The organism is Halomonas sp. BDJS001 (assembly GCF_026104355.1).
Taxonomy (GTDB): Bacteria; Pseudomonadota; Gammaproteobacteria; order Pseudomonadales; family Halomonadaceae; genus Vreelandella.
The window spans coordinates 2,497,551-2,522,920 of record NZ_CP110535.1 but is presented as its reverse complement, the minus strand read 5'-3'; the positions used below and the strand labels follow the sequence as shown (position 1 = coordinate 2,522,920).

The window sequence follows — 25,370 nt, the reverse complement described above, 5'->3', positions numbered from 1 at the left end:
CACCAATGAACGAGCGAATTGTCGAAGAAGAAGTGCGTCTAATTGGTAGCGACGGTGAGCAGTTGGGTGTTGTGCCCACTACCGAAGCCCTAGAGCGTGCTGAATCTGAAAGCTTAGATCTCGTACAAATTTCGAATGCCGACCCCATCGTCTGTAAGATTATGGATTACGGCAAGTTCGTTTTTGAGACCAAGAAGCAGAAAGCGGCTCAAAAGAAGAAGCAGAAGCAAATCCAGGTTAAGGAAGTTAAATTCCGTCCTGGCACCGATGAAGGCGATTATCAGGTTAAGCTTAAAAACCTGACGCGCTTTCTGGAAGGTGGTGACAAGGGCAAAGTCACACTGCGCTTCCGTGGTCGTGAAATGGCGCACCAGGATATCGGCCGCAAGCTGATGGAAAGGATCGCGGCAGACCTGGAAGAGATCGGAGTGGTAGAGGCTTTTCCGAAAATGGAAGGCCGCCAAATGATCATGATTATTGCCCCGAAGAAGAAGTGATCCAACGGCGATGTCAACGGGCTACCGTTATACCGGTGGTCGGCCCTGGGTTTTCTAAAAAATATCGAGCGGAGTTTTCCTCATGCCGAAAATCAAAAGCAACAGCGGCGCTGCCAAGCGCTTCAAGAAGACGGCTAATGGCTTTAAGCACAAGCAGTCTTTCCGTAGCCACATCTTGACCAAGAAGTCGACAAAGCGTAAGCGTCAACTGCGTGGAATGAAGCAGATCCACGCGTCTGACAAAGCGCTTATCCAGCGTATGCTGCCGAATCTGTAAGTCGGGATTTCGTTTTTCTGAGTGCACAAATTTTTTGCCTCAGCCTTAAAGTCAGGAGTGTGTTATGACTCGAGTTAAACGTGGCGTAGTAGCGCGTCGTCGCCATAAAAAAGTATTGAAGCTTGCCAAAGGTTACTACGGTGCCCGTTCACGCGTTTTCCGCGTTGCCAAGCAAGCCGTTATTAAAGCCGGTCAGTACGCTTACCGTGACCGTCGCAACCGTAAGCGGCAGTTCCGCGCGCTTTGGATCCAGCGTATTAACGCCGGTGCACGCGTCAACGGTATGTCTTACAGCCGCTTCGTAGGTGGCCTTAAGAAAGCCGGTATCGAAATCGACCGTAAAGTATTGGCCGATTTGGCAGTACACGAGAAGGCTGCATTTGCCGCCATCGTGGAAAAAGCCAAGGCTGCCCAATAAGGTAGTATGCATGGGGCTTTTGCCCGTGTTACGTGCCTGAGGTCATTTCAGAGTGACCCATCCAGGGGAAGAGCAGCCGCTCTTCCCCTGTTTTTTTGTCACCTTCAACTTGCCACGCCATCTTTACCGATGGACACCGCTTAATTCGGAGTGAAACGGATGGATCACCTTCCTACTCTGGTATCTGAGGCGCGCGACGCCATTCAGGCTGCGCAGAGTGTCGCCGCACTAGACGAGTTACGAGTACGCTACTTAGGTAAGAAAGGTGAGGTCACCGCCTTGCTGAAGGGCCTGGGGAAACTCTCAGCCGAAGAGCGCCCGGCGGCGGGCGAGCGTATTAACCAGGCCAAGCAAACGCTGGCCGACGAAATTGATGCTAAGCGCGAGCAACTTGAGAGTGCCGCGCTGAATGCCCGTTTGGCCGCTGAAAGTATCGATGTTACTTTGCCAGGGCGTGGCCAGGCCAGTGGTGGATTGCATCCCGTAACGCGTACCCTCGAGCGTATAGAGGGGCTGTTTACACGTATTGGTTATGACGTGGCGGTAGGGCCTGAAATTGAAGACGATTATCACAATTTTGAAGCCCTCAATATTCCCGCGCACCATCCCGCGCGTGGCATGGCGGATACTTTCTATTTTGATGCCACACGCTTGCTGCGTACTCACACTTCGCCGGTGCAAGTGCGCACCATGAAGAGTAGCGAGCCGCCCATCCGTATCGTCTGCCCAGGGCGTGTCTATCGCAGTGACTCTGATCTGACCCATACGCCGATGTTCCATCAGGTTGAAGGGCTGTTGGTCGATGAGGGGGTTAGCTTTGCTGACCTTAAAGGTACCATCGAAGACTTTCTGCAGGCGTTTTTTGAGCGCGACGATCTTTCGGTGCGTTTCCGCCCCTCTTACTTCCCATTCACTGAGCCCTCCGCCGAAGTGGATATTCAGTGCGTGATGTGTAGCGGGACAGGCTGTCGCGTTTGTTCTCATAGTGGTTGGTTGGAAGTGATGGGGTGTGGGATGGTGCATCCCGAGGTGTTCCGCCACTCGGGCATTGATGCCGAACGCTATACCGGTTTTGCCTTCGGCATGGGGGCTGAGCGTTTGGCAATGCTACGCTACGGCGTGAATGACCTACGCCTGTTCTTTGAAAACGATCTGCGTTTTTTACGTCAATTCGCTTAAGACCGCCGCCGAACACAGGATCAAAGATGAAATTTTCAGAACAGTGGCTGCGTGAGTGGGTGTCGCCGCAGCTTGATACGCAGGCAATGGCCGACCAAATCACCATGGCGGGCTTGGAAGTCGACGCTGTTGAAGCGGTAGCCGCCGCATTCAGCGGTGTAGTGGTGGCTGAGGTGCTGAGTAAAGAGAAGCACCCTGACGCGGACAAACTCAATGTCTGTACCGTTGATGACGGTAGTGGCGAACCGGTGCAGGTTGTCTGTGGGGCGCCCAATGTTGATGTTGGCCAAAAAATTCCGTTTGCCCAGGTAGATGGCGTGCTGCCGGGTGACTTCAAGATCAAAAAAGCCAAGCTACGCGGCGTTGAGTCTCGCGGAATGATCTGTTCGGCGTCGGAGCTGGGGCTTGAAGAAGAGACATCGCCGGGCATTCTGGTGCTGTCGGCTTCAGCACCGGTGGGCGTTGATTTCAGAGAGTTCATGCATCTTAATGACATGACGATTGAGGTCGATCTGACGCCCAATCGAGGGGACTGCCTGAGTATTAAGGGTCTGTCTCGTGAAGTGGGTGTGCTTAATCGATTGCCGGTGAACGAGCCGGCAATAGCCCCGGTGGCCGCCGAAATTGAGGATAGTTTCACGGTGAGCATTGAGGCGCCCGAACAGTGCCCTCGCTATATTGGCCGCGTAATCAAAGGCGTTAATGTTAAGGCTGAAACACCGCTGTGGATGGTCGAGCGTCTTCGCCGCAGCGGCGTGCGCTCAATTGACCCTGTGGTGGATATTACCAATTACGTGATGCTGGAATTGGGCCAGCCAATGCACGCCTTTGATAGTGACAACCTGCAAGAAGGCATAGTGGTTCGCATGGCCAAGCCAGGCGAGAAGCTAACGCTGCTTGATGGTAATGAAGTGGCGCTGCGTCCTGAAACGCTGATCATTGCCGATCATTCCGGCCCGCTAGCTATGGCAGGGGTGATGGGAGGTGAAAACTCTGGCGTTAATGAACATACCCAGACTATTTTCCTTGAATCAGCGTTCTTTACCCCGCTTGCCATTGCTGGCCAAGCCCGCTCCTACGGACTGCATACGGATGCATCGCACCGTTTTGAACGCGGCGTCGATCCACTGCTGACGCCCGTTGCCGTTGAGCGGGCCACACAGCTTTTGATTGAGGTTTGCGGCGGCCAAGCCGGGCCTGTTGTTGAGGCACAAAGTGCTGAACATATGCCCGCAGAGCGCGCGATTCTGTTGCGCAGTGAGCGTTTAGAAAAGGCGCTTTCCAAGGCTCTCGCCAGTGACGATGTGACCGATATCCTACAGCGGCTAGGGCTGGAGGTCAGTGTACAGGATGCTGGATGGGCGGTGATTGCGCCCAGTTGGCGTTTTGACTTGGCCATCGAAGAAGACCTGATCGAAGAAGTGGCGCGTATTCATGGTTACAATAATTTGCCGGTGCGTCGCCCTGCAGCCCGCTTGGCGCTGCGCTCTTCGGATGAAGCAACGCTCACTCAGGCGCGGCTGCGCCGCCAGATGGTGGCGCGCGATTTTCAGGAGGCCATTACCTATAGCTTCGTGGCGCCTGAGCTGCAAGCGACAATGCTGCCTGATGCGGTAAGCCCTGCGCTAGCTAACCCTATTTCGGCTGATCTGTCGGTGATGCGTGCCAGCCTGTTCCCCGGCTTGGTGCGTGCCATGGAGCATAACCTCAACCGTCAGCAAACGCGTGTGCGGTTGTTTGAAACCGGGTTGGTCTTTAACGGCGAGTTGGATGCGTTGTCGCAAGTGCCTATGCTCGGCGCTCTGGTATGTGGAACCCGTGAGGCCGAGGGCTGGAGTGATGCGAAAGATCGGGTAGATTTCTATGACCTGAAAGGTGATCTGGAGAGCCTCCTCGCCCTGGGAGGGAACGCTGACGCATGGCGCTTTGAGCCTGCTGAGCACTCCGCGCTCCATCCTGGGCAAAGCGCCCAATTGATGTACCGCGGTGAGCCTGCTGGCTGGATCGGCACGTTGCACCCGCAAGTGCGTGCTAAGCTGGGTTTAAAGATGGATGCAGTGCTGTTTGAAGTGCGGCTGGATGCGCTTAGCCAAGGCCGAGTACCTGCCTTTGAACCACTATCGCGTTTTCCTGAGGTGCGCCGAGATTTGGCGTTTATACTCAAAGAGGCTACTCCTGTGCAGGCGTTGCTGGATTGTGCCAAGCAGCAAGCGGGGGAGTATCTACAAGATATCAAACTGTTCGATGTCTATGCGGGTAAAGGCGTAGCTGAAGGACACAAGAGTATCGCATTGGGCTTGACCTGGCAGCATCCATCGCGCACGCTAAACGACGAAGAAATCAATCAGTTGGTTGATTCGATTGTGACACAAGTGCGTGTCAAGCTGGATGCGGAGCTGCGCGGCTAAATAAGTAGCTAGAATTAGTACCTGGGCCACGCCACGATGCTTATCACGCTCTTGGCAATGCGTTTGCTACTGTGTATTTGATACAGAGCGTTTGTTGCTATGTTTGCTGCAAGGATAAGGAGAAGCCTTATGGGTGCGTTGACCAAAGCAGAGCTGGCTGAACATTTGCATGCTGAGCTAGCCCTGTCCAAGCGAGAAGCGAAGGCCATGGTCGAAGCTTTTTTTGAAGAGATTCGAGCTTGTCTACGTGAGAACGAGCAGGTGAAACTGTCGGGTTTTGGAAACTTTGATCTGCGTGATAAGCGCGAGCGACCAGGACGTAATCCTAAAACCGGTGAGGAAATCCCCATTTCTGCTCGGCGAGTCGTGACGTTTCGCCCGGGCCAGAAGCTCAAACAGCAGGTTGAGCACTATACAGGTGGTGAGTAGCTTTTTTTTTGGGACTATTGGGGCATCTATTCCCAGGCAGCTTGGCTACGCGCATGGAGTGCAGTTTTGTGATGCCTGCTGAGACTTATGTCTGCTAAAAGCTTATGGCTATTAAAAGGAGTGCCTTCTGGCGCTCCTTTTCTTTTTTTGATCAGAGAGGCTTGTGGGGCTGGTTTCAAGATGTCTCTTAAATGCCACCGCTTTCAATCAGCCAGGTAATGACGACTTTGATGACATATCCCAGCATGCCTGCACCCAATACAACAAACAGCATGATGGTGCCGAATTTGCCTGCGTTCGATTTTTTGGCCAGATCCCAGATGATAAAGCACATGAATATGATGAGGCCGCCAATCATTAACGGGGTGATCCAGGTTTCGAAGGTTTGCTGCATAGCCACTCCTGTGTGCTGCGTGTAAGTCACCCGTGCGAGTGATGTGTCTCATTCTAACCAGCCATGTTAATATTTGAGCAAATTCATCGGGTATTTGTCGACTTGACGGTTGGCACTGTGACACTTTGACAGGGGAGGGACGATGCCGAAGCTGAATATTTTAGTGGGTACCATGTATGGCGGTGCCCTGGATGTGGCAGAGCAGGTGAAGCCCCTTTTTGAGCAGGCCGGTTATGCGGTGGAGATTATTGACCAGCCATCTGTTGAGGACATAGCCAGCGATGCCGCCGCACTGGCACTGTTTTGCGTGTCGACTACGGGCAGTGGGGATTTTCCCGGTAATTTTGTCCCCTTTGTACGTAATCTACGCGATAAAAGCCCAACCCTTACCTCGCTCCGCTACGGTCTCATTGCACTGGGTGATAGCTCCTATGGCGATACATTTTGTGGCGCAGGCCGGGCGCTTGATGAGTTGCTGGCGGATCATGGTGCGATTCGGTTAGGTGAGCGCCTGGAAGTTGACGCCATGGAGACGTTTATGGCCGACGACGCTGCCATTCCCTGGGTGGAAGAGTGGATTGTTACCCAACAGCTAGAGGTGGCCTAAGCGATGCAGCGGGCGCCTATCTCGCCTGAGCGCATTAGCGTCGCGCTGGGCTTATGCATCGTTATGCTGGCAACCCTGCCTCGCTACATGGCGGGCGGACATGAAACCCGCCAGACGCTGATTCTCTTCGCCTTGGTAGTGGTCTCATTGGCGACCGTTGTGCAGTGGCGCCTACTGGCCGTTGAGGCGCGTCGCCGTCTGCCGCAGTTGTGCAAACGGCTAGTCATGATGCTGCTGCTGGGAATGATCGTGATGGGGGGCTGGCATGCGCTATTTACGCAGTGGATTAGCTGGCAGGTGTTGCTCTCCCATGGCGCCACTCTTGGGGTGCTGCTGCATGCGTTAAGCCTATGGTGGTCAGGTGAGCGCCAAGCTGGCTAACGTTTTTTCTGCAGCGACTGAAAAAGTCGCTGCAAAGCGTACAAAGCAGTAGAATGGTAAAAAAGACGCAGCGTGGGGCTGAAAATTAACCCATACACCCCATAAAGCGGTTAATTGCTCGCATATTCCCTTGTTTTTAAAATGACATGCCCCCATGTTGCGAGCATGGCGCTTGCCACTATGCGTTAGGGTTCTTAAAATTACCCTTTTGATCTTTTTAGATGCGATCAGCACAATTACATGCAATCAACACAACGCCCAGCCGTTAGAGGACAATTCATGCAAGTTTCTGTCGAGACGACCTCCCAGATCGAACGCCGCATTACCATTCAAGTGCCGGCTGCCGAAATTGACGGGGCCGTTAGTGCTCGCTTGAAAGATACCGCGAAGAACGTTCGCTTGAATGGTTTTCGCCAGGGCCGGGTGCCAATGGCAGTAGTTCAGCAGCGCTACGGCCAAGACGTTCGTAATGAGGTGGTCAGCGAAGTAATGCGTGAGCGTTATGTGCGCGCTATTACCGAAGAGGGCTTGAACCCGGCTGGCTTCCCGAAAATTGAACCATCGGTCAATGAGTCGGGCAAAGATCTAGAGTTCGTTGCGGTTATGGAAGTCTACCCGCAGGTTGAGCTGACCTCTATCGAAGGTACTGAGATTGAGCGCCCGGTGGTTGCGGTTAGCGATGCGGATGTCGATGAGATGATCGATACGCTGCGTAAGCAAAATGCTGCCTGGGAAGAAGTGGACGCTGCGGCCGCTGACGGTGATCAAGTCACTATCGACTTCCAGGGTTACATCGGTGATGAGCCGTTTGAAGGCGGTAGCGCCGAAGGCCACACATTGGTCATTGGTTCCAATAGCTTTATCCCTGGTTTTGAGGCACAGCTGATTGGCGCCAAAGCCGGTGAAGAGAAGACCCTAAACGTCACTTTCCCTGAGGATTACCAGGCCGAGCATTTGGCCGGTAAAGAAGCCACCTTCAAGGTAACCGTGCACAAGGTCAGCAGTCAGAAACTGCCTGAAGTTGACGCTGAGTTTATCGAGCGTTTTGGCGTCGAAGGTGGCGATCAGGAGAAATTCCGCGCTGAAATCAAGAAGAACATGACCCGTGAAGCGTCGCAAGCTGTCGATAACCGGGTTAAGCAGCAAGTACTTGATGCGCTGAAAAAGGTTAACGAGATTCCTGTGCCCAGTGCGCTGGTTCAGCAAGAGACAGATGGCATGAAGCGTCAGGCGGCTCAGCAATTTGGCCTGGGCGAAGATTTTGATGTCAGTCAGCTCCCCAATGAACTGTTCGAAGAGCAGGCCAAAGGCCGCGTTCAGGTCGGTTTGCTGTTGGCTGAAGTGATCAAGGCTAACGAGCTTGATGCTGACGATGAGGCTATCAAAGCCAAAGTGACTGAGCTGGCTGAGCAGTACCAGGATCCTGATGAAGTGGTTAGCTACTACATGGGTAATGAAGAGCTGAAAACCCAGGTTAAATCTGCCATTCTCGAAGAGAAAGCGGTGGCTAAGCTGCTTGAGCAAACGAACATTAAAGACGTTGAAATGTCTTACCAACAAGCCCTTGCCGCTGCGCAACAGCAGGCAGAGCAAGATGAGGGTGCCGAAGAGGGCGAGCAAGCGAGCGCCTAACACCCTGGAGCGTGGCGCACCTGTATGTCGGTGCGCCTTTCCCTTCCCGGACGCAAGGAATCACCTGAATGAGTGAGTTTGATATTCAAAACGCCGGCGGTCTAGTACCCATGGTGGTTGAGCAGAGCGCCAAAGGGGAAAGAGCCTACGACATTTACTCACGCCTGTTAAAAGAGCGCGTGATCTTTTTGGTAGGCCCTGTAGAAGACTACATGGCTAATCTGGTTGTCGCCCAGCTGCTATTTCTGGAATCAGAAAATCCTGATAAAGATATTCACCTGTATATCAACTCGCCAGGTGGCTCTGTTACCGCGGGTATGTCGATTTACGACACTATGCAGTTTGTGAAGCCAGATGTCTCTACGGTATGTATTGGCCAGGCGGCCAGTATGGGGGCACTGCTATTAACAGCGGGTGCTGCTGGCAAGCGTTACTGCCTACCCAACTCCCGTGTAATGATTCACCAGCCGCTGGGTGGTTACCAAGGCCAAGCGTCTGACATTGAAATTCATACCCGTGAAATTCTCGGTATTCGCGAAAAACTGAACCAAATCCTTGCCCATCACACAGGGCAGGATATTGAAACTGTCTCGCGAGATACTGATCGGGATAATTTCATGAGCGCCAATAAAGCCAAAGAGTATGGTTTGATTGATGCAGTGCTGGATAAGCGGCCTACATCCTGATAGCGTGATAGGATTCTGCTTTTCTAACGAGCTTTTCCGGCGGCGAAAGCCGCCGCAGTGATAGAGGTATACGAATGGCCGACGGCAAAGGCAAGGACGAAGGTGGCAAACTGCTCTACTGCTCGTTTTGCGGTAAAAATCAAAACGAAGTGCGTAAGCTGATTGCGGGCCCATCCGTCTATATCTGCGATGAGTGTGTCGACTTGTGTAATGACATCATTCGCGAGGAAGTTCTCGAAGCCGATGCCGAGAGCGATGAGGAGCGTTTACCTACGCCTCGTGAAATACGTCATACGCTTGATGATTACGTCATCGGACAGGATCGCGCCAAAATGGTGCTTTCTGTAGCGGTGTATAACCACTACAAGCGTCTGAAAACCGACGTGCGTGACGGCGATGTAGAGCTAGGTAAATCAAACATTCTGCTGATTGGCCCCACCGGTAGCGGTAAAACGCTGCTTGCGGAAACCATGGCTCGGCTACTGAATGTACCTTTTACCATTGCGGATGCAACCACGCTGACGGAAGCCGGCTATGTCGGTGAAGATGTCGAAAACATCATCCAAAAGCTGTTGCAGAAATGCGATTACGACGTCGAGAAAGCTGAGCGCGGCATTGTTTATATCGATGAAATCGACAAGATTTCACGCAAATCGGATAACCCTTCGATCACTCGCGATGTGTCGGGTGAAGGCGTTCAGCAGGCATTGCTGAAGCTAATTGAAGGTACGACGGCTTCTGTGCCGCCTCAAGGTGGACGCAAACACCCCCAGCAGGAATTTGTCCAGGTTAACACGGGTAATATCCTGTTTATCGTCGGCGGTGCTTTTGCGGGGCTGGATAAAGTTATCCGTGACCGCGCTGAGAAGGGTGGCATCGGTTTCAATGCAGCGGTGAAAAGCAAGGAGTCCTCCCGCGGGGTGGGTGAGTTGCTGGCTGATGTCGAGCCTGATGATCTGGTTAAATTTGGTTTGATTCCAGAGTTCGTGGGGCGTTTGCCGATCATCGCAACGCTAATGGAGCTCACTGAAGATGCCCTGGTGCAGATCCTGACAGAGCCCAAGAACTCGCTGGTCAAGCAGTACGCTAAATTGTTTGAAATGGAAGATGTAACGCTTGAATTTAGAGATGAAGCGTTACGTGCTGTGGCTGAAAAAGCCATGGAGCGGAAGACAGGTGCTCGTGGACTGCGCTCTATTTTAGAGTCAGTGTTGCTGGATACCATGTATGAAATTCCGTCGCTTGAAGGCGTCAGCAAAGTCGTCATCGATGCTTCGGTGATCGCCGGTGAGAGCGAGCCGCTGTTGATCTACTCTCAGCAGGAAGAAGCGCGTGTCGACGGCACTGATGGTTAGTGGTTAGTCGAGTATCGCGGCCCAGCTTCAACCCGCTTGCGCTATACCAAGGGGTCGCCTAGGCGACCCCTTGCTGTTATAGAGCGCTAGAAAGCCTAATTCGTGAAGTGTTACTGCCTAGCCTATTTCAGTGCTAACGCCTTAAACGATAGCATGTTGAAAAGTGTGCAGTACTTTTCCAAGTACTCTTTTAAGTACTCATCCGATTTGTCGAGGAACGTCTGCGATGCAGCAGAACGCCGAACAGACACAATGTCTACCCCTTTTGCCATTGCGCGATGTGGTTGTTTATCCGCAAATGGTTATCCCTCTCTTTGTAGGTCGTGAAAAGTCTATCCAGGCGCTCGAAGCGGCGATGGAGGCTGATAAGCGTGTGCTACTGGTGGCTCAGCGTGAAGCGTCTCAAGATGAGCCTGACAACGCGGATCTTTACGCGATGGGCACCGTGGCCGATATCATGCAACTGCTTAAGTTGCCCGATGGCACGGTCAAAGTGCTCATTGAGGGTAATTTTCGAGCGGATGTACTGAGTGTCGAAGAGAATGCTGCAGGCTACACCCAGGCGCACTTAACGCCCCGTGAGAGTGAGCCGCTGACCAGCCGTGAGCAGGAAGCGCTGGTTCGCGTGTTGCTCAATCAGTTCGAGCAGTACGTTAAGCTTTCCAAGAAAGTCCCCAACGAAGTGCTTAATTCACTGTCGGGGATAGAGGATCCAAGCCGCTTGGTGGACACTATTTGTGCCCACCTGTCGCTTAAAATTGGCGACAAGCAAGAGCTGCTTGAGATGGATCGGGTGCGTGATCGTATTGAGCACCTGATGGCGCTGATCGAGTCTGAAATCGACCTGCTACAAGTAGAGAAGCGCATCCGCTCTCGAGTCAAAGAGCAGATGGAGAAAACCCAGCGCGAGTACTACCTCAACGAGCAGATGAAAGCCATCCAGAAAGAGATGGGTGAGCTGGATAATGTGCCCAACGAGGCCGAGAAGTACGAGCTGGCGATCCAAGAGTCCGGTATGCCGAAGGAGGCGTCTGAGAAAGCCACCCAAGAGCTCAATAAGCTCAAAATGATGGCCTCGAACTCCGCCGAAGCCACCGTGGTGCGCTCTTATCTGGATTGGTTAATCGCGGTTCCATGGAAAAAACGTACCCGGGTAAAACATGATCTCGTCAAGGCGCAGCAGGTGCTGGATGAGGATCACTACGGGCTGGAAGAGGTTAAAGCGCGCATCCTGGAATATCTTGCCGTACAGAAGCGCGTACGCAAGATGAAAGGCCCTGTGCTATGCCTCGTTGGGCCGCCTGGGGTAGGTAAGACCTCGCTTGGCCAGTCCATTGCCCGCGCGACTAACCGCAAATATGTGCGTTTAGCGCTAGGTGGTGTCCGCGATGAGTCGGAAATTCGCGGCCATCGGCGCACCTATATTGGCTCGTTGCCGGGTAAGTTGATGCAGCGCATGAGCCGGGCCGGGGTTAAAAACCCCCTGTTCCTATTGGATGAGGTCGACAAGCTAGGTATGGATCACCGTGGTGACCCTGCTTCAGCGCTGCTCGAAGTGCTCGATCCTGAGCAGAACAACAGCTTTAGCGATCACTATCTGGAGCTCGACTACGATCTCTCCGAAACGCTGTTCATCTGTACCGCTAACTCGATGAATATTCCCAGTGCACTGCTTGATCGCATGGAGATCATTCGTCTACCGGGTTACACCGAAGACGAGAAGCTGGCGATCGCTAAGCGCTACTTATTGCCCAAACAATTAGCTGCCAACGGATTGAAAGGCGATGAGTTAACGCTGGAAGATAGCGCACTTTTAGAGCTTATTCGTTATTACACGCGAGAAGCAGGTGTGCGTGAGTTAGAGCGGCAGATTGCCAAGGTGTCGCGTAAGGTACTGCGTGAACGGCTTGAGGCAGAGCGTGACCCGAAAGCGAAGCAAGCGGGTCAGAGCTTAACGGCAGAGCAAATCGAGCATTACGCGGGCGTACGTCGCTACAGTTACGGCTTGGCGGAACAAGACGACCAGATCGGCCGAGTGACAGGCCTTGCATGGACATCGGTGGGTGGCGAGCTACTCAACATAGAGTCCGTGGTGACGCCGGGTAAAGGGCGAATTAACAAGACCGGTTCACTGGGCGATGTGATGAAAGAGTCGGTAAGTGCAGCCCATACGGTGGTGCGTGCCAGAGCCGAAGCGTACGGTATTGATCCCGAGCGGTTCGAAAAAGAGGATCTGCATATTCACGTTCCCGAAGGCGCAACGCCGAAAGATGGGCCCAGCGCGGGTATCGCCATGGTGACGGCAATTGTTTCCGCTTATACCCAGCGAGCTGTGCGTTGTGACGTAGCTATGACCGGTGAAGTCAATCTACGTGGTGAAGTATTGCCGATCGGTGGGTTGAAGGAGAAATTGCTGGCAGCCCGCCGCGGTGGTATAAAGACAGTGCTAATTCCTGAAGAAAACCGCCGTGATCTCAAGGAAGTACCTGACAATATCAAAGGTGCATTGGATATTCGTCCGGTACGCTGGATAGATGATGTCTTAGCCGTAGCACTAGCTGATAAGGTAGAGGACGGTGCGCCATTGCAAAGTACCGAAGCATCGTTTAGTAATAACGTCGTAGCTAGTACTCATTAAGCAGTTAAAGTCCTTTCCGGTCTTTAATTATACTTAGTATAAACCCGCTGCTTGTATGGCGGGTATCTCGCGACATGGTTGCTTGACAGATGTTTCAAGGCATTGCTATAAAACGCAGCTATGCTTTGATCGTCGTATCCATCGGTGACCATGCCGTTCAGAGCCATTTTTTTGAAACAGTCAAGGGGTGAAGAGTGAATAAGTCCGAGCTGATTGAAGCCATTGCCGCGTCTGCAGATATTCCTAAAGCAGCGGCAACCCGCGCATTGGATGCCATGGTGGAGTCTGTCACCGATAGCCTTAAGAAGGGCGAAAGCGTATCACTGGTAGGTTTTGGTACCTTCGCGATCAAAGAGCGTGCAGCTCGAACTGGCCGTAACCCACAAACGGGTCAACCAATCCAGATCAGTGCTGCCAAAGTACCCAGCTTCAAAGCAGGTAAAGCGCTGAAAGACGCCGTCAACTAATTTGACCGCGTTTGCTGTAACCTTATGGGCGCATCGCACTGGCGATGCGCCCATGTTATTTTCAGGCCCTCTGTTCATTTGAGTTAAGCGGGCCAATGTATTTGGCTGTGACTATCTGAGGCTAGCATGCTGCAAAGTATTCGAGATGGCTCCAGGAGCTGGGGTGCCAAAATTATTATCGGTGTTATGGTTGCGGCCATGGCCCTTTTCGGGATTGAGTCACTGTTTGGGCTTTTTGGCAGCGATCCGAACGAAGTAGCGAGCGTCAACGGTCAGCCGATAATGCGCCAGCAGGTTGAGCTTGAGGTTCAGCGCGCGCTGCGTTCAGGCCAAGTGCCGCCAGAACAAGAGCGCGCCTTGCGCAACGATATGCTTGACCAACTCATCACTCAGCAGTTGTTATCCCAATACGCTGAAGAGGGTGGCTTTGCCGTTTCTGAACAGCAACTAGATCAATTAATTGTCAGCCTGCCGGAATTTCATGATCAGGATGGGCGCTTCTCTGCGGAGGTGTTCCGTAACCGTCTCGCCGGCGCTGGCTATACTCCGGTCTCTTTTCGTGAAGAGCTACGTATCGACATACAGCGTCAGCATTTACAGCAAGGCTTAGCCTTCAGCGATTTCAGCCTGCCAAACGAGCAAGAGCGCCTGGCCGAATTACAGCGCCAGCAGCGCAGTTTCCGCTACGTGGTGCTGGATGGTGATGATCTGGATGTCGATATCGACGTTAGCGATGATGATCTCCAAGCGTATTACGATGCCCATCAAGAGCGCTATGAACGGCCCGAACAGGTACGCCTTGAGTATGTGCTAATTGACCGCCAAACAATGGCGGAGGAGCGTGACGTAGACGAAGAGGTACTGCGTGACGCATGGCGTGAGCAAAACCGTGATGCTGATCGCCGCGTATCCCACATTATGATTACCTTTGGCAATGAGCGTACCCGCGAGGAAGCGCAGCAGTTGGCTGAGACCGCGCGTGAGGCATTGGAGAGTGGTGAGTCGTTTGCAGATACCGCTTTACGCTACTCAGACGATACTGCCAGTGCTGAAGAGGGCGGCGATCTGGGTGTGATCAGCCGTGGTTTCTTCGGCGACACTTTTGATGACGCGGCCTTTGGTCTCGAAGAGGGGGATGTGTCCCAGCCGGTTGAGATGGATAACGCTTTCCACATCATCCAGGTGACAGATATTCAGGGGCCCACCTTCGAAGAGCAGCGTAACGAGTTGGCACGGGAAGTCGCGCTACGGGAGGTAGATGACGAATTTAATCAGCGGGTTCAGCAGCTGATCGATGAGAGCTTCGCCGCCGAAGACCTGCAAAGTGTTGCCGATGCGCTCAACCTGACCCTGCAGAAGAGTGATTGGCTGGCACGTGATGATGAGGCGGAAGGTGTGCTATCTGAGCCAGGCGTAATGTCTGCAGCCTTTAGTAATGACGTATATGAAGAGGGCTACAACAGCGAAGTGATTGAGCTGGATCAGGATCGTCGCCTGGTACTGCGGATTGCCGAGCAGCGCGATGCGACACTGTTACCGCTTGAGGAAGTGCGCGAGGATGTTGAAATGTCTGTGGCTGCAGAGAAACAGCAGCAAGCACTGCGTGAAGAGGGCGAGGCACTGGTCGCCACTCTGCGAGAGGGGCAGCAAGATGATGTTGACTGGCTCGAAGCCAACGGCATAAGCCGACAGGCGGATACCACTGTACCTCAACTGATTGTTCGGGAAGCCTTCCGCATGGCGCGCCCAGAAGAGGGTGAAAGCGTCTATCGCACGGTTGAACTGCCGCAAGGAGTGGCGGTAGTGGCGTTGGATAGCGTAAGCGTAGGTGAGGTCGATGATCAGTTGGAGGCGTTCGTTGCGCAAATGGCTGAGCAGTTGCGTGCCCAGTCGGTGCTGCAGGGGTTAATTGATGACCTGCGTAGCGATGCCGACATAGAGCGATAGGGTCGCTTCAGCCCGATTTAACAGCAAGAGTAAAAAGCCGATCGTGAGATCGGCTTTTTTATAGCTGTAAACGGCGTTTAGGAATCAGGTGGTTCCGTCAAAGAGAACTGACGTAGTCGAGGTGCCGTATGGTCGGCGCGCTCAATGATAATATCCCAGCCGTGCTGGGCATCCCAATCGCCGAGTACATAGCGTTTGGCCGGGACGTCTTCAACTGTTAAGTCATGCACTTTGGGGCGGTGGGTGTGACCGTGAATCATGGTGGTCAATCCATGGCGCTCCATCAGCGCAATGACTTCATGGGGCGTCACATCCATAATGGCTTCAGCTTTATTCGCATTGGCTTCGCCGGATTGCGTACGCAAGCTCTGGGCAAGTGCTACACGCTGTTCCAAAGGGAGTGCCAGCATCTGTGCCTGCCACTCTGGATCCCGCGACTGCTTGCGAAAAGCCATATAGGCTTCATCCTGGGTACACAAACTATCGCCATGGAGCAGTAAAACGGGCACCCCTTGGATTTCCACCTCCTCAATATCCGGTAGTAGAAATGCCTGGCAGGCGTTTATAAAGCGCTCGCCCAGCAGAAAGTCTCGGTTGCCGTGCATGAGGTACACCGCAGTGCCGTCGCTGCTAAGTTTTCGCAAACGGCGAATCAGGTCATGAGCAACCACGCTAAGCGGATGCGTATTGGCGTCAAGAAGATCATCGCCAATCCAGGCATCGAAAAGATCACCAAGAATATACAGCGCGTCGGCGCCTGGAGCGGTGTGCTCTAAGTAGCGGTAAAACCCCTGATTGATCTCGGGGGTATCGCTACTCAGATGGAGGTCGGCAACAAGCAGTGTGCGCATAAGGCTCCCAGTGTTATTCAGCGTCTTTGACGTACGCACGCTCGATAATGACATCTTCCGCGGGCACGTCGGCATGCATGCCGCGGCGGGTTGTCGCTACGTTTTTAATCTCGTTGACCACATCCATACCCTCGACGACTTCGCCAAACACCGCATAGCCCCAGCCTTGCAGGCTTTTACCGCTGTGATCCAAAAAGCTATTGTCGCCCACATTGATAAAGAACTGGGCAGTCGCCGAGTGCGGATCCTGGGTGCGTGCCATGGCCAGGGTGCCAATGGTGTTTTTCAAGCCGTTATCGGCTTCGTTGTCGATGGGGTCGCGTGTGGGCTTTTGCTCGAAATCTTTATCGAAACCGCCCCCTTGTACCATAAACCCGTCAATTACCCGGTGGAACAGGGTGCCGTCATAAAAGCCGTCGCGCACATACTGCTCAAAATTCGCCGCGCTAATCGGTGCTTTTTCGTGGTTAAGGGCGATGGTGATGTCACCATGGTTCGTCTGTAATACGATCATAGATAAATTCCTGTTCAATAAAGGCGTTCGCCTTGGCGCTGTGCATCGGCGTCACGTTATAATAGCGGTTTTGCCCTGCACCGCGAAGGGCTATAGGGGTATCCTATGTCTTCACGGCTCAGCACGCCATCCACCACGAGGTTATCAACACCATCATGACCAACGAGACCACCCCAGCGCCGAACTTCATTCGCAACCAAGTACGCGACGAACTCGAGGGCGGCCAGGTCACTAAAATCGTGACGCGCTTCCCCCCGGAGCCCAATGGCTTCCTGCATATCGGCCATGCAAAGTCGATCTGTCTCAATTTCGGGCTGGCGGAGCAAATGGGTGGTGAGTGTCATCTACGTTTTGACGACACCAACCCGGCTAAAGAAGAGCAGGCCTATATCGATGCGATCAAAGAGGATGTCAGTTGGTTAGGTTTTGAATGGGCAGGCCCGGTGCGTTTTGCCTCTGACTACTTCGACCAGCTCTACGCCTGGGCGCAGCACTTGATGCGTGAAGGCAAAGCTTATGTCGATGATCTCTCACCGGACGAAATTCGGGAGTATCGCGGCACCCTAACGGCACCGGGTAAACCCAGCCCCTACCGCGAACGCAGCGTCGATGAAAACCTTGATCTGCTTGAGCGTATGAGCAAAGGTGAGTTTGGCGAGAGTGAAAAAGTCGTGCGCGCTAAAATTGATATGGCCTCGCCTAATATCAATCTACGCGACCCGATTATTTATCGCATTCGTCATGCCAGCCACCACCAAACCGGCGATAAGTGGAAAATCTACCCCTCCTACGACTTTACCCACGGTCAGTCGGACGCCATTGAGGGAATTACCCACTCAATCTGCACGCTGGAATTCGAAGATCACCGCCCCTTGTATGAGTGGTTCTTGAATAATTTGCCGGTACCCTCGAAACCACGCCAGATAGAGTTCGCGCGGCTGAATCTCGATTACACCCTGACCTCCAAGCGCAAACTGAAACTGCTGGTTGACGAAAACATTGTCGATGGCTGGGACGATCCGCGTATGCCGACGATTTCCGGCATGCGTCGCCGTGGCTATACGCCAGCGTCAATTCGTAAATTCTGCGAGATGATTGGCGTGACTCGTGCCGACGGTGGCCTGGTGGATATCGCTATGTTGACCCACGCCATTCGCTCAGATCTTGAAGACAATGCCCCGCGCGCCATGTGTGTGTTAAAGCCGCTGAAAGTCGTGCTCACCAACGTGCCGGAAGATCACCAGGAGATCTACGAAGTCCCTGGTCACCCCGCCCGTGAAGATATGGCGGTGCGTCAGGTGCCGTTCAGCCGCGAGCTGTATATCGACCAAGACGACTTTATGGAAGATGCGCCTAAAAAGTTCTTCCGCCTAGCGCCGGGCAAGGAAGTACGCCTGCGCAATAGCTACGTGATTCGCTGTGACGAAGTGATCAAAGACGCCGCCGGTGAGATCAGTGAACTGCACTGCTCGGTCGACTTCGATACGCTGGGTAAAAATCCCGAGGGACGTAAGGTGAAGGGTGTTATTCACTGGGTTAGCGCTGCCCACGGTGTGCCGATGGAAGTGCGTCTTTACGACAACCTATTTACCGTTGAACAGCCTGATCGGGATAAAGATGTCGACTTTCTTGAGCATCTGAACCCGGAGTCTTTGGTCGTTTGCCAGGCCATCGGTGAGCCAAGTCTTGCCGAGGCAGCGCCTGAGTCACGCTACCAGTTCGAACGTGTCGGCTATTTCTGCGCTGACCGCCATGACTCCACACCAGAGCATTTGGTGTTTAACCGTACCGTAGGCTTAAAAGACAGCTGGGCTAAAATCAAGCAGAAGGGCTAATGCCCAGAAACAACATGGATAGCCATATGCATATTTACAATACGCTGACGCGTCGCAAAGAGCCTTTCACTCCGCTGGAAGCGGGCAAAGTGAGCATGTATGTCTGCGGCATGACGGTGTATGACTACTGCCACCTTGGGCATGCTCGGGTCATGGTCGCCTTTGACGTCATCACCCGCTACTTGCGAGAGCGCGGCTACGAAGTTAACTATGTGCGCAACATTACCGATATCGACGACAAGATCCTCAAGCGTGCCGATGAGAACGGCGAAAGCATCTCTGCGCTGACGGAGCGCATGATTGACGCCATGCACGAAGATGAACAGCGCCTGTTTGTTTTACCGCCCAGTCATGAGCCCCGTGCCACGGGGCATATCGACGATATTGTGGCGATGATAGAAACACTGATTGAAAAAGGCTTTGCCTACGCGGCTGATAATGGCGATGTCTACTACCGGGTGCGCAAATTTGCCGATTACGGCAAGCTCAATAATCGTCAGCTTGACGATATGCGTGCAGGCAGCCGGGTAGATGTGGATATTCATAAAGAGGATCCGCTCGACTTTGTGCTTTGGAAAGCCGCCAAACCAGGGGAGGCGCACTGGGCGTCACCCTGGGGCAACGGTCGTCCGGGGTGGCATATTGAGTGCTCGGCAATGTCGACCTGCTGCCTGGGCGACACTTTCGATATTCATGGTGGTGGACCAGATTTGACCTTCCCGCACCATGAAAACGAGATTGCCCAATCCGAGGCGGCTACAGGCAAAACCTACGTCAATACCTGGATGCACGCTGGCGCCGTGCGGGTGAACCAGGAGAAGATGTCCAAATCCCTGGGCAACTTCTTCACCATCCGAGATGTATTGGCCGAGCACGACCCAGAGGTGGTGCGTTTTCTGCTGGTGGCCAGTCACTACCGTAGCCCCATCAATTACTCGGTGGATTCACTGACCGAGGCGCGTAAATCGCTAACGCGCCTGTACACAGCGCTGGAAGGTCTTGAACTGGGCGAAGAAAAGGGTGAGACAAGCGGTGATGCCTCGACTTATCGTCAGCGCTTTACCCAAGTAATGGACGATGACTTCAATACCCCTGAAGCTTTGGCGGTGATGTTTGAGCTGGCCCGGGAGGTCAATCGCGCCAAACAACAGGAGCAGCCTATTGAAGCGGCTAAGCTGGCGTGCGAGTTAAAGCAGCTTGGGTCTATTTTGGGTCTTCTCCAGCAATCGCCCCAAACGTTCTTAAAAGGTACTCAGCAGCAGAGTATGCCGCTAAGTGAGAGCGAGATCGAAACGAAAATCGCTCAGCGTATTGAGGCGAAGGCAAACAAAGATTTCGCCCAGGCGGACGCAATCCGTGATGAACTTGCGAACCTAGGGATTATTCTTAAAGACTCCCGTGAAGGTACGTCCTGGGTGTTTGAGGCTCTCTAAACGTTGAAGGGTCTGATTTGCATATTCTGAAAGCTGATGGCTCTTATGGTGTAAAAGCTGATGGCTCTTATACTGGTTAAGAGCCTCAGTGTGAAAAAGCCTACTTCAAAAGGAACTCCAAGATGCGCTTTTCAGCGAATGCCTTCACCGCTAAGTCCCTGGTCACTGCTTGCGTCCTATCCATTGCGGCATTTTCTCAGGCCAGTGCCAATGATCCCGTCGTGGTCTCATCCAAAATCGACACAGAAGGGTCGGTGCTGGGTGAGTTGATTATTCAAACCTTGGAACGGAACGATATTGCCACTGAAAATCGACTGCAGCTGGGTGGCACCAGCGTCGTACGCACCGCTTTAGAAGCAGGCGAAATTGACCTTTACCCAGAATACACCGGTAATGGGGCTTTCTTTTTCGATATGACCGACAGCCCAGTATGGAATAATGCAGATCAGGCTTATGAAACCGTACGCGAACGTGATGCGCAGCAGGGCCTGATTTGGCTGCAGCCTGCCAGTGCCAATAACACCTGGGCAATGAGCGTCCGCGAAGATCTCGCCGAGGAGAATGAGCTGGTGAGTCTAGAAGATCTCGCCGCCTATTTGGCAGATGGGGGAGAGTTCAAATTCGCCGCCAGCGCTGAGTTTGTCGAGTCTGAGCAAGCACTCCCGGCGTTCCAGGAAGCTTACGGTTTTGAGTTAAGTGATGATCAACTGCTGGTGCTCTCTGGGGGCAATACCGCCGCCACCATGCGTGCTGCTGCCCAACAGACCAGCGGCGTTAATGGCGCCATGACGTATGGCACGGATGGTGGCTTAACGGCGCTGGGGCTGGTGGTATTGGAAGACACCAAGGGCGTGCAGCCCGTGTATCAACCTGCCCCAGTGGTACGTAAAAGCGTACTTGACGCCTATCCAGAAATCGAAGCGCTGCTCAATGACGTTTTCACCACCCTGGATCTGGTCACGCTGCAAACACTCAATGCCGATGTCGCCGTTAACGGGTTGTCCCCCTCTCAAGTGGCCAGTGACTACCTCGATACGCTTAATAATTAATACCTGGTACTCCTATAAATAATGCTAATGCTCGGAATAACTAATTAATGTCTCTAATGGATGCACTGCCCACCCCGCGGCTTCGCTGGGAAGGGCGGCACCCAAACATTGTGCTTATTACGCTTAGCCTTACGATGCTGGCCGCGTTCTGGCTACTTGACGTGGTCAGCATGGCGCCCAATCGCATCGTGGCAGGGACGGATTACGGTGCGCTTGATGCGTTCGGTTGGCCCGGTGCGCTTTTAGTAACGCTACTGCTCTCCTTTATCGGTATTCTCGCGTCTCAGCCAAGTCATCGTCATTACCGGGCGCTGTTAGCAGCGGTGGTCGTGATAATGGCGCTAATGCCGGTGGGATTGATGGCAAGCAGTTATTTGCTCATTGACCCGGAGATGCCTCAAGCACGTTTAGGCATAGGTGCGGCCTATTGGGTCGTGCTTTTTGTTCTCCTGCTGTGCTTGGTGGAACTACGCTTACGGCTAACGCTTACCCGCATGTGGCCCACCCTGCTGCTGTGTGGTGTCGCGCTGATCTGGTGGCTATGCGCGGCTTTTGGGTTAGAGACACTCGCCCTCGTTCAAGAATTTAAAGCCCGTGATCAACAGTTTCTCAGTGCGGTTGTACAGCACATTAAGCTTGTGGGTATCGCTGTCAGTGTCAGTGTCGTTCTTGGGTTAGCGCTCGCTATGCTGATGCGGCGTTATGCCCGCCTGCAGAAGAGTGCCTTTGCAGTACTCAATTTCCTTCAAACCATTCCCAGTTTGGCGTTATTTGGTCTACTGCTAGCACCATTAGCCTGGCTTGCCGCGAATGTACCCGTGTTGAGTCAGCTTGGTGTGAGTGGTATTGGCACAACGCCAGCTTTAATCGCACTGATTGCTTACAGTCTGCTGCCCATTGTGCGCAATACCTATATCGCGCTTGAAGAAGTGAGCGCCGATACGTTAGAGGCCGCCAAGGGGATGGGTATGCGCACCGGACAGCGGTTTTGGCAAGTGCGGTTACCGCTGGCGCTCCCGGTGCTCTTGGAAGGGGTGCGGATTACCACCGTACAGGCCATTGGGCTTACTGCTGTTGCGGCTTTGATTGGTGCGGGGGGGCTGGGTACTTTCATTTTTCAAGGATTGGGCCAAGCTGCCATGGACATGGTGCTACTCGGCGCACTACCGATTTTAATGCTGGCGCTTGCGGTAGATGCGGGCTTAGGTGCCCTGGCAGAAGCGCTACGCCCCGGAGGAACAAGATGATCGAGTTGTCCCACGTATCCAAGCGGTTTGGGGATGAAACCGCTGTGGACGACATTTCTCTTCGGGTACCAAGGGTAAATTCTGCGCCTTAGTGGGAACATCGGGCTGTGGTAAATCGACCACTCTGCGCATGATTAATCGCTTAATTGAGCACAGCGAAGGGGACATTATCCTCGATGGGCAGGCGATAGATGTGTACGATCCGGTGAAGCTACGTCGCAGGATTGGCTACGTGATTCAGCACACCGGGCTATTTCCCCACTGGACGGTGGCGCGCAATGTTGGCCTGGTGCCGCGGTTATTGAAGTGGTCAGCAGCCGATGTCCAGTCACGGGTGGCTGAGTTAATGCACTTACTCGGTTTGCCGGTTGATGAGTTTGGGCATAAATATCCCCATCAACTTTCCGGTGGGCAGGCGCAGCGGGTGGGGGTCGCGCGTGCCCTGGCGGCAGACCCGGATATTCTTTTGATGGACGAACCCTTTGGCGCGCTTGACCCTATTACCCGTGAAAAGCTACAGGATGAGCTGGCCAAGCTGCAGGCACGGCTGCACAAAACCGTACTGTTTGTGACCCACGATATGGATGAAGCCCTTAAGCTGGCGGATCACTTGGTGGTCATGCGTGAAGGTCGAATCGTGCAACAGGGTTCTCCCTTGGCGCTATTACAAAACCCTGCCGACCCTTTTGTTGAGTCGCTGTTGGGTGGGTTGGAAAGGGGGCTTAAACAGGCGGCGCTAACCCGGGTAAAAGATCATATGACCTCCATGGGGCCTACCTTACCCGCGCAGTCGCGTATCCCCGGGACTTTCTCGCTGCGTCAGGCGCTCTCGATGATGCTGCGTGATCATAGCGACCGGTTGACCGTTGTCGACCAGCATGATGTGCCGGTCGGTGAGCTATCGTTGCGGAGAATTATCAAGGAGGCCCAACTGGATAATGGAAACCCGCGTGAGTAACTCGCTAAACGCCGCCCAGCCTCACAAACAAGCCCCGCAATGGTTATGGTCACTGTTATGGGGGGCGCTGCTAATGATTAGCGTTGTTGCTATGTCGGCTGCCGAGCCCCTGTTTCGCTGGCTGGAGCCCGATGCCCGACAAGTGATTTATGACCGAGCTGAGCTATATGTTCTGCTTGGTCGACATCTGTTTGTGGTAGGGATCGCAGCGGTGGTAACCATTATCGTGGGAGTCGCCGCGGGCATCGCCGTTACCCGCCAATGGGGCAGTGACTTTCTACCTCTGGTGGCCCAGTTGGCATCCCTGGGACAAACGTTTCCCCCGGTAGCCGTACTGGCGCTGGCGGTGCCCGTACTGGGGTTTGGTACGTTGCCGATTATTGTCGCTTTAATGCTCTACGGGCTACTGCCTATCGTGCGCAATACCCTCGCGGGTTTACAGGGCGTCGAAGGCGATATTAAAACGGCTGCCCACGCAATGGGCATGAAACCAGCGCAAATTCTGTGGCAAGTCGAGCTACCGCTGGCGGCACCGGTCATCTTGGCGGGCATTCGCACTTCGGTCACCATTAATATTGCCACCGCTGCGCTCGGCGCCACCGTGGGGGCTAGCAACCTGGGTGACCCAATCATCTCCGGCATCGTGAACGGCAATATGGCCTATGTGGTTCAAGGGGCGCTGGCCATCGCCTTGCTGGCGCTAACGGTAGATAGCCTGTTCGAAGTGCTGCAGCGTCAACTGCGTGCGCGCATCTCTGATACCTAATCTTTTTGTTTCAAACAAACTGCTGGGTTTTAACCTCTCTGCGTCTTAAGTAGCATCCCTAAACTCCTTGCGCTGCGTTATTGTCCTGAGTGTTGTGGTCGCCAGATGTTGCGTTGGCCTATGGCAGATAAATCCACTGGCATAAACGGTCAATACCAACAACACTGCCCTCAAAAGGGGTGAAACAAGGACAATAATGATGACACAGTATGTATACCAGCCGGAGTTCATGACCGGCGACGAATTTACGATTCCTACCTTCAGCCTGCTTAACCCGGAAGGTGAGCTGCATAGCGGCGCCGATGAACCCGCGCTTGAGCGTGATCACGCCCGGCGTATCTATCAGGCAATGCTGGCCACGCGGATTCTTGATGAACGCATGATGGCTGCCCAGCGCCAGGGGCGGTTGAGCTTCTATATGCAGTGTACCGGGGAGGAAGCCGCGGTAGTGGGCGCCACTGCTGCGCTCAATGACGCTGATATGATTATGGCGCAGTACCGCGAGCAGGGCGCTTTGATGTATCGCGGCTTCTCCATCGACGAATTCATGAACCAGCTGTTCGGCAACGAGCTGGACTACGGCAAAGGCCGTCAAATGCCGATTCACTATGGGTCGCGTAAGCTGCACTACATGACCATCTCGTCTCCCTTAGCGACTCAGATTCCTCAGGCCACGGGCTACGCTTACGGTCAAAAATTGGCGGGTAACGGGCACTGCACGTTAACGTTTTTTGGTGAAGGCGCCGCCTCCGAGGGAGACTTCCACGCCGCGCTGAATATGGCCTCAGTGCATCAGGTGCCGGTGATTTTCTTCTGCCGAAACAATGGCTATGCCATTTCCACGCCTGCCGTCGAGCAGTTTGCTGCTGACGGTATCGCTCCGCGTGCCTTTGGCTACCACATGCACGTCATTCGGGTCGATGGTAACGATGTCCTGGCGGTCTATGAAGCGACGCGTCAGGCACGCAAGATTGCCGTTGAGCAAAATCAGCCGGTATTGATTGAGGCCATGAGCTACCGCCTTGCCGCGCACTCCTCTTCTGACGACCCCTCTGGCTACCGGTCAAAAGATGAAGAGGAGGTATGGCGTGCCAAAGACCCGCTGCTGCGGCTGCAAAAGTGGCTGTTGAAGAAGCAGTGGTGGAGCGAAGAGGAGGAGACGTCTCAGCAGGAGACCCTGCGTCGTGAAGTATTGGAAACCATGAAGCGCGCAGAGAAGCGCTCATCGCCGCCACTGGAAAGCCTGATCAGCGATGTGTATGCCGATGTTACCCCCGCACTGCAGCGTCAATTTGATCAATTAAAGCGCCATATACGTCGCTACCCGGATGCCTACCCCCGCGGAGCAAAGTCGCTGGACTTGGATGTGGGCACCGAGACTGATACTCAGGGAGAGGCGTAA

23 protein-coding genes and 1 pseudogene are annotated in these 25,370 nt (G+C 53.7%); 21 read left to right on the top strand and 3 right to left on the bottom strand.

The annotated features are described in order from the left end of the window. The first annotated feature begins 5 nt into the window (after window positions 1–5). The 6 genes from infC to OM794_RS11645 all read left to right on the top strand — a co-directional run bounded on the left by infC (window position 6) and on the right by OM794_RS11645 (window position 5,208). Entirely contained in the window at window positions 6–497 is a 492-nt protein-coding gene (gene infC, locus OM794_RS11670) for a translation initiation factor IF-3 (protein WP_009287797.1), read from the top strand. Between the two features lie 82 nt (window positions 498–579). Further along, window positions 580–774 (top strand): 50S ribosomal protein L35, encoded by a 195-nt coding sequence (gene rpmI, locus OM794_RS11665; protein ID WP_009724291.1) that lies wholly within the window; start codon window positions 580–582, stop codon window positions 772–774. 64 nt (window positions 775–838) lie between these two features. Continuing rightward, window positions 839–1,192 carry a 50S ribosomal protein L20 gene (gene rplT, locus OM794_RS11660; RefSeq protein WP_007114344.1) on the top strand — a complete coding sequence of 118 codons (354 nt, stop codon included), beginning with the start codon at window positions 839–841 and terminating at the stop codon, window positions 1,190–1,192. A gap of 159 nt (window positions 1,193–1,351) precedes the next feature. Next, on the top strand, window positions 1,352–2,371 hold the full coding sequence (pheS, locus tag OM794_RS11655) for a phenylalanine--tRNA ligase subunit alpha (RefSeq protein ID WP_226251209.1): 1,020 nt from the start codon (window positions 1,352–1,354) through the stop codon (window positions 2,369–2,371). Window positions 2,372–2,397: 26 nt separating this feature from the next. Next, window positions 2,398–4,779, top strand: a complete 2,382-nt coding sequence (gene pheT / locus OM794_RS11650; protein ID WP_226251210.1) for a phenylalanine--tRNA ligase subunit beta — start codon at window positions 2,398–2,400, stop codon at window positions 4,777–4,779. Between the two features lie 129 nt (window positions 4,780–4,908). Further along, window positions 4,909–5,208, top strand: a complete 300-nt coding sequence (locus tag OM794_RS11645) for an integration host factor subunit alpha (protein WP_226251211.1) — start codon at window positions 4,909–4,911, stop codon at window positions 5,206–5,208. 187 nt (window positions 5,209–5,395) lie between these two features. Here OM794_RS11645 and OM794_RS11640 read toward each other — a convergent pair whose 3' ends face one another. After that, on the bottom strand, window positions 5,396–5,602 hold the full coding sequence (locus tag OM794_RS11640) for a DUF2788 domain-containing protein (RefSeq protein WP_133732896.1): 207 nt from the start codon (window positions 5,600–5,602) through the stop codon (window positions 5,396–5,398). A 142-nt stretch (window positions 5,603–5,744) separates the two neighbouring features. Between OM794_RS11640 and OM794_RS11635 the strand changes: the two genes are divergently transcribed. The 8 genes from OM794_RS11635 to OM794_RS11600 all read left to right on the top strand — a co-directional run bounded on the left by OM794_RS11635 (window position 5,745) and on the right by OM794_RS11600 (window position 15,315). Further along, complete coding sequence (locus OM794_RS11635) at window positions 5,745–6,209, top strand: flavodoxin (RefSeq protein WP_226251212.1); 465 nt, start codon at window positions 5,745–5,747, stop codon at window positions 6,207–6,209. 3 nt (window positions 6,210–6,212) lie between these two features. Continuing rightward, complete coding sequence (locus tag OM794_RS11630) at window positions 6,213–6,590, top strand: hypothetical protein (protein ID WP_226251213.1); 378 nt, start codon at window positions 6,213–6,215, stop codon at window positions 6,588–6,590. Window positions 6,591–6,869: 279 nt separating this feature from the next. Further along, the gene (gene tig, locus OM794_RS11625) at window positions 6,870–8,222 is read left to right on the top strand and encodes a trigger factor (protein WP_088700270.1); all 1,353 of its coding nucleotides are present in this window, start codon (window positions 6,870–6,872) and stop codon (window positions 8,220–8,222) included. Between the two features lie 68 nt (window positions 8,223–8,290). Then, window positions 8,291–8,908 carry an ATP-dependent Clp endopeptidase proteolytic subunit ClpP gene (gene clpP, locus OM794_RS11620; protein ID WP_113270706.1) on the top strand — a complete coding sequence of 206 codons (618 nt, stop codon included), beginning with the start codon at window positions 8,291–8,293 and terminating at the stop codon, window positions 8,906–8,908. A 74-nt stretch (window positions 8,909–8,982) separates the two neighbouring features. Then, on the top strand, window positions 8,983–10,263 hold the full coding sequence (clpX, locus tag OM794_RS11615; protein WP_088700268.1) for an ATP-dependent Clp protease ATP-binding subunit ClpX: 1,281 nt from the start codon (window positions 8,983–8,985) through the stop codon (window positions 10,261–10,263). A 226-nt stretch (window positions 10,264–10,489) separates the two neighbouring features. Continuing rightward, the gene (gene lon / locus OM794_RS11610; RefSeq protein WP_226251214.1) at window positions 10,490–12,901 is read left to right on the top strand and encodes an endopeptidase La; all 2,412 of its coding nucleotides are present in this window, start codon (window positions 10,490–10,492) and stop codon (window positions 12,899–12,901) included. Between the two features lie 194 nt (window positions 12,902–13,095). Beyond that, on the top strand, window positions 13,096–13,368 hold the full coding sequence (locus OM794_RS11605; RefSeq protein WP_007114333.1) for an HU family DNA-binding protein: 273 nt from the start codon (window positions 13,096–13,098) through the stop codon (window positions 13,366–13,368). A 126-nt stretch (window positions 13,369–13,494) separates the two neighbouring features. After that, on the top strand, window positions 13,495–15,315 hold the full coding sequence (locus tag OM794_RS11600; RefSeq protein ID WP_226251215.1) for a SurA N-terminal domain-containing protein: 1,821 nt from the start codon (window positions 13,495–13,497) through the stop codon (window positions 15,313–15,315). Window positions 15,316–15,392: 77 nt separating this feature from the next. Here the strand turns inward: OM794_RS11600 and OM794_RS11595 are convergent, their stop codons facing one another. Next, window positions 15,393–16,166: a UDP-2,3-diacylglucosamine diphosphatase gene (locus tag OM794_RS11595; RefSeq protein WP_226251216.1), complete on the bottom strand. Its 774-nt coding sequence runs from the start codon at window positions 16,164–16,166 to the stop codon at window positions 15,393–15,395. A gap of 13 nt (window positions 16,167–16,179) precedes the next feature. Beyond that, complete coding sequence (locus tag OM794_RS11590) at window positions 16,180–16,680, bottom strand: peptidylprolyl isomerase (RefSeq protein ID WP_226251217.1); 501 nt, start codon at window positions 16,678–16,680, stop codon at window positions 16,180–16,182. Window positions 16,681–16,835: 155 nt separating this feature from the next. Here OM794_RS11590 and OM794_RS11585 point away from each other — a divergent pair, with 155 nt between their 5' ends. From OM794_RS11585 to OM794_RS11555, 7 genes and pseudogenes are all read left to right on the top strand, one after another. Beyond that, a complete protein-coding gene (locus tag OM794_RS11585) occupies window positions 16,836–18,515 on the top strand; it encodes a glutamine--tRNA ligase/YqeY domain fusion protein (protein WP_226251218.1) in 1,680 nt (559 codons plus the stop codon). Window positions 18,516–18,541: 26 nt separating this feature from the next. Then, window positions 18,542–19,948: a cysteine--tRNA ligase gene (cysS, locus tag OM794_RS11580; RefSeq protein ID WP_226251219.1), complete on the top strand. Its 1,407-nt coding sequence runs from the start codon at window positions 18,542–18,544 to the stop codon at window positions 19,946–19,948. Window positions 19,949–20,070: 122 nt separating this feature from the next. Beyond that, the gene (locus tag OM794_RS11575; RefSeq protein WP_226251220.1) at window positions 20,071–20,997 is read left to right on the top strand and encodes an ABC transporter substrate-binding protein; all 927 of its coding nucleotides are present in this window, start codon (window positions 20,071–20,073) and stop codon (window positions 20,995–20,997) included. A 47-nt stretch (window positions 20,998–21,044) separates the two neighbouring features. Beyond that, window positions 21,045–22,244: an ABC transporter permease gene (locus OM794_RS11570; protein ID WP_226251221.1), complete on the top strand. Its 1,200-nt coding sequence runs from the start codon at window positions 21,045–21,047 to the stop codon at window positions 22,242–22,244. Further along, window positions 22,241–23,202, top strand: a pseudogene (locus tag OM794_RS11565) (ABC transporter ATP-binding protein). The gene OM794_RS11570 and the pseudogene OM794_RS11565 overlap by 4 nt, the downstream one beginning before the upstream one ends. Then, the gene (locus OM794_RS11560; RefSeq protein ID WP_226251223.1) at window positions 23,183–23,968 is read left to right on the top strand and encodes an ABC transporter permease; all 786 of its coding nucleotides are present in this window, start codon (window positions 23,183–23,185) and stop codon (window positions 23,966–23,968) included. Before OM794_RS11565 ends, OM794_RS11560 begins: the two are co-directional and overlap by 20 nt. Before the next feature lie 199 nt (window positions 23,969–24,167). After that, the gene (locus OM794_RS11555) at window positions 24,168–25,370 is read left to right on the top strand and encodes a thiamine pyrophosphate-dependent dehydrogenase E1 component subunit alpha (RefSeq protein WP_226251224.1); all 1,203 of its coding nucleotides are present in this window, start codon (window positions 24,168–24,170) and stop codon (window positions 25,368–25,370) included.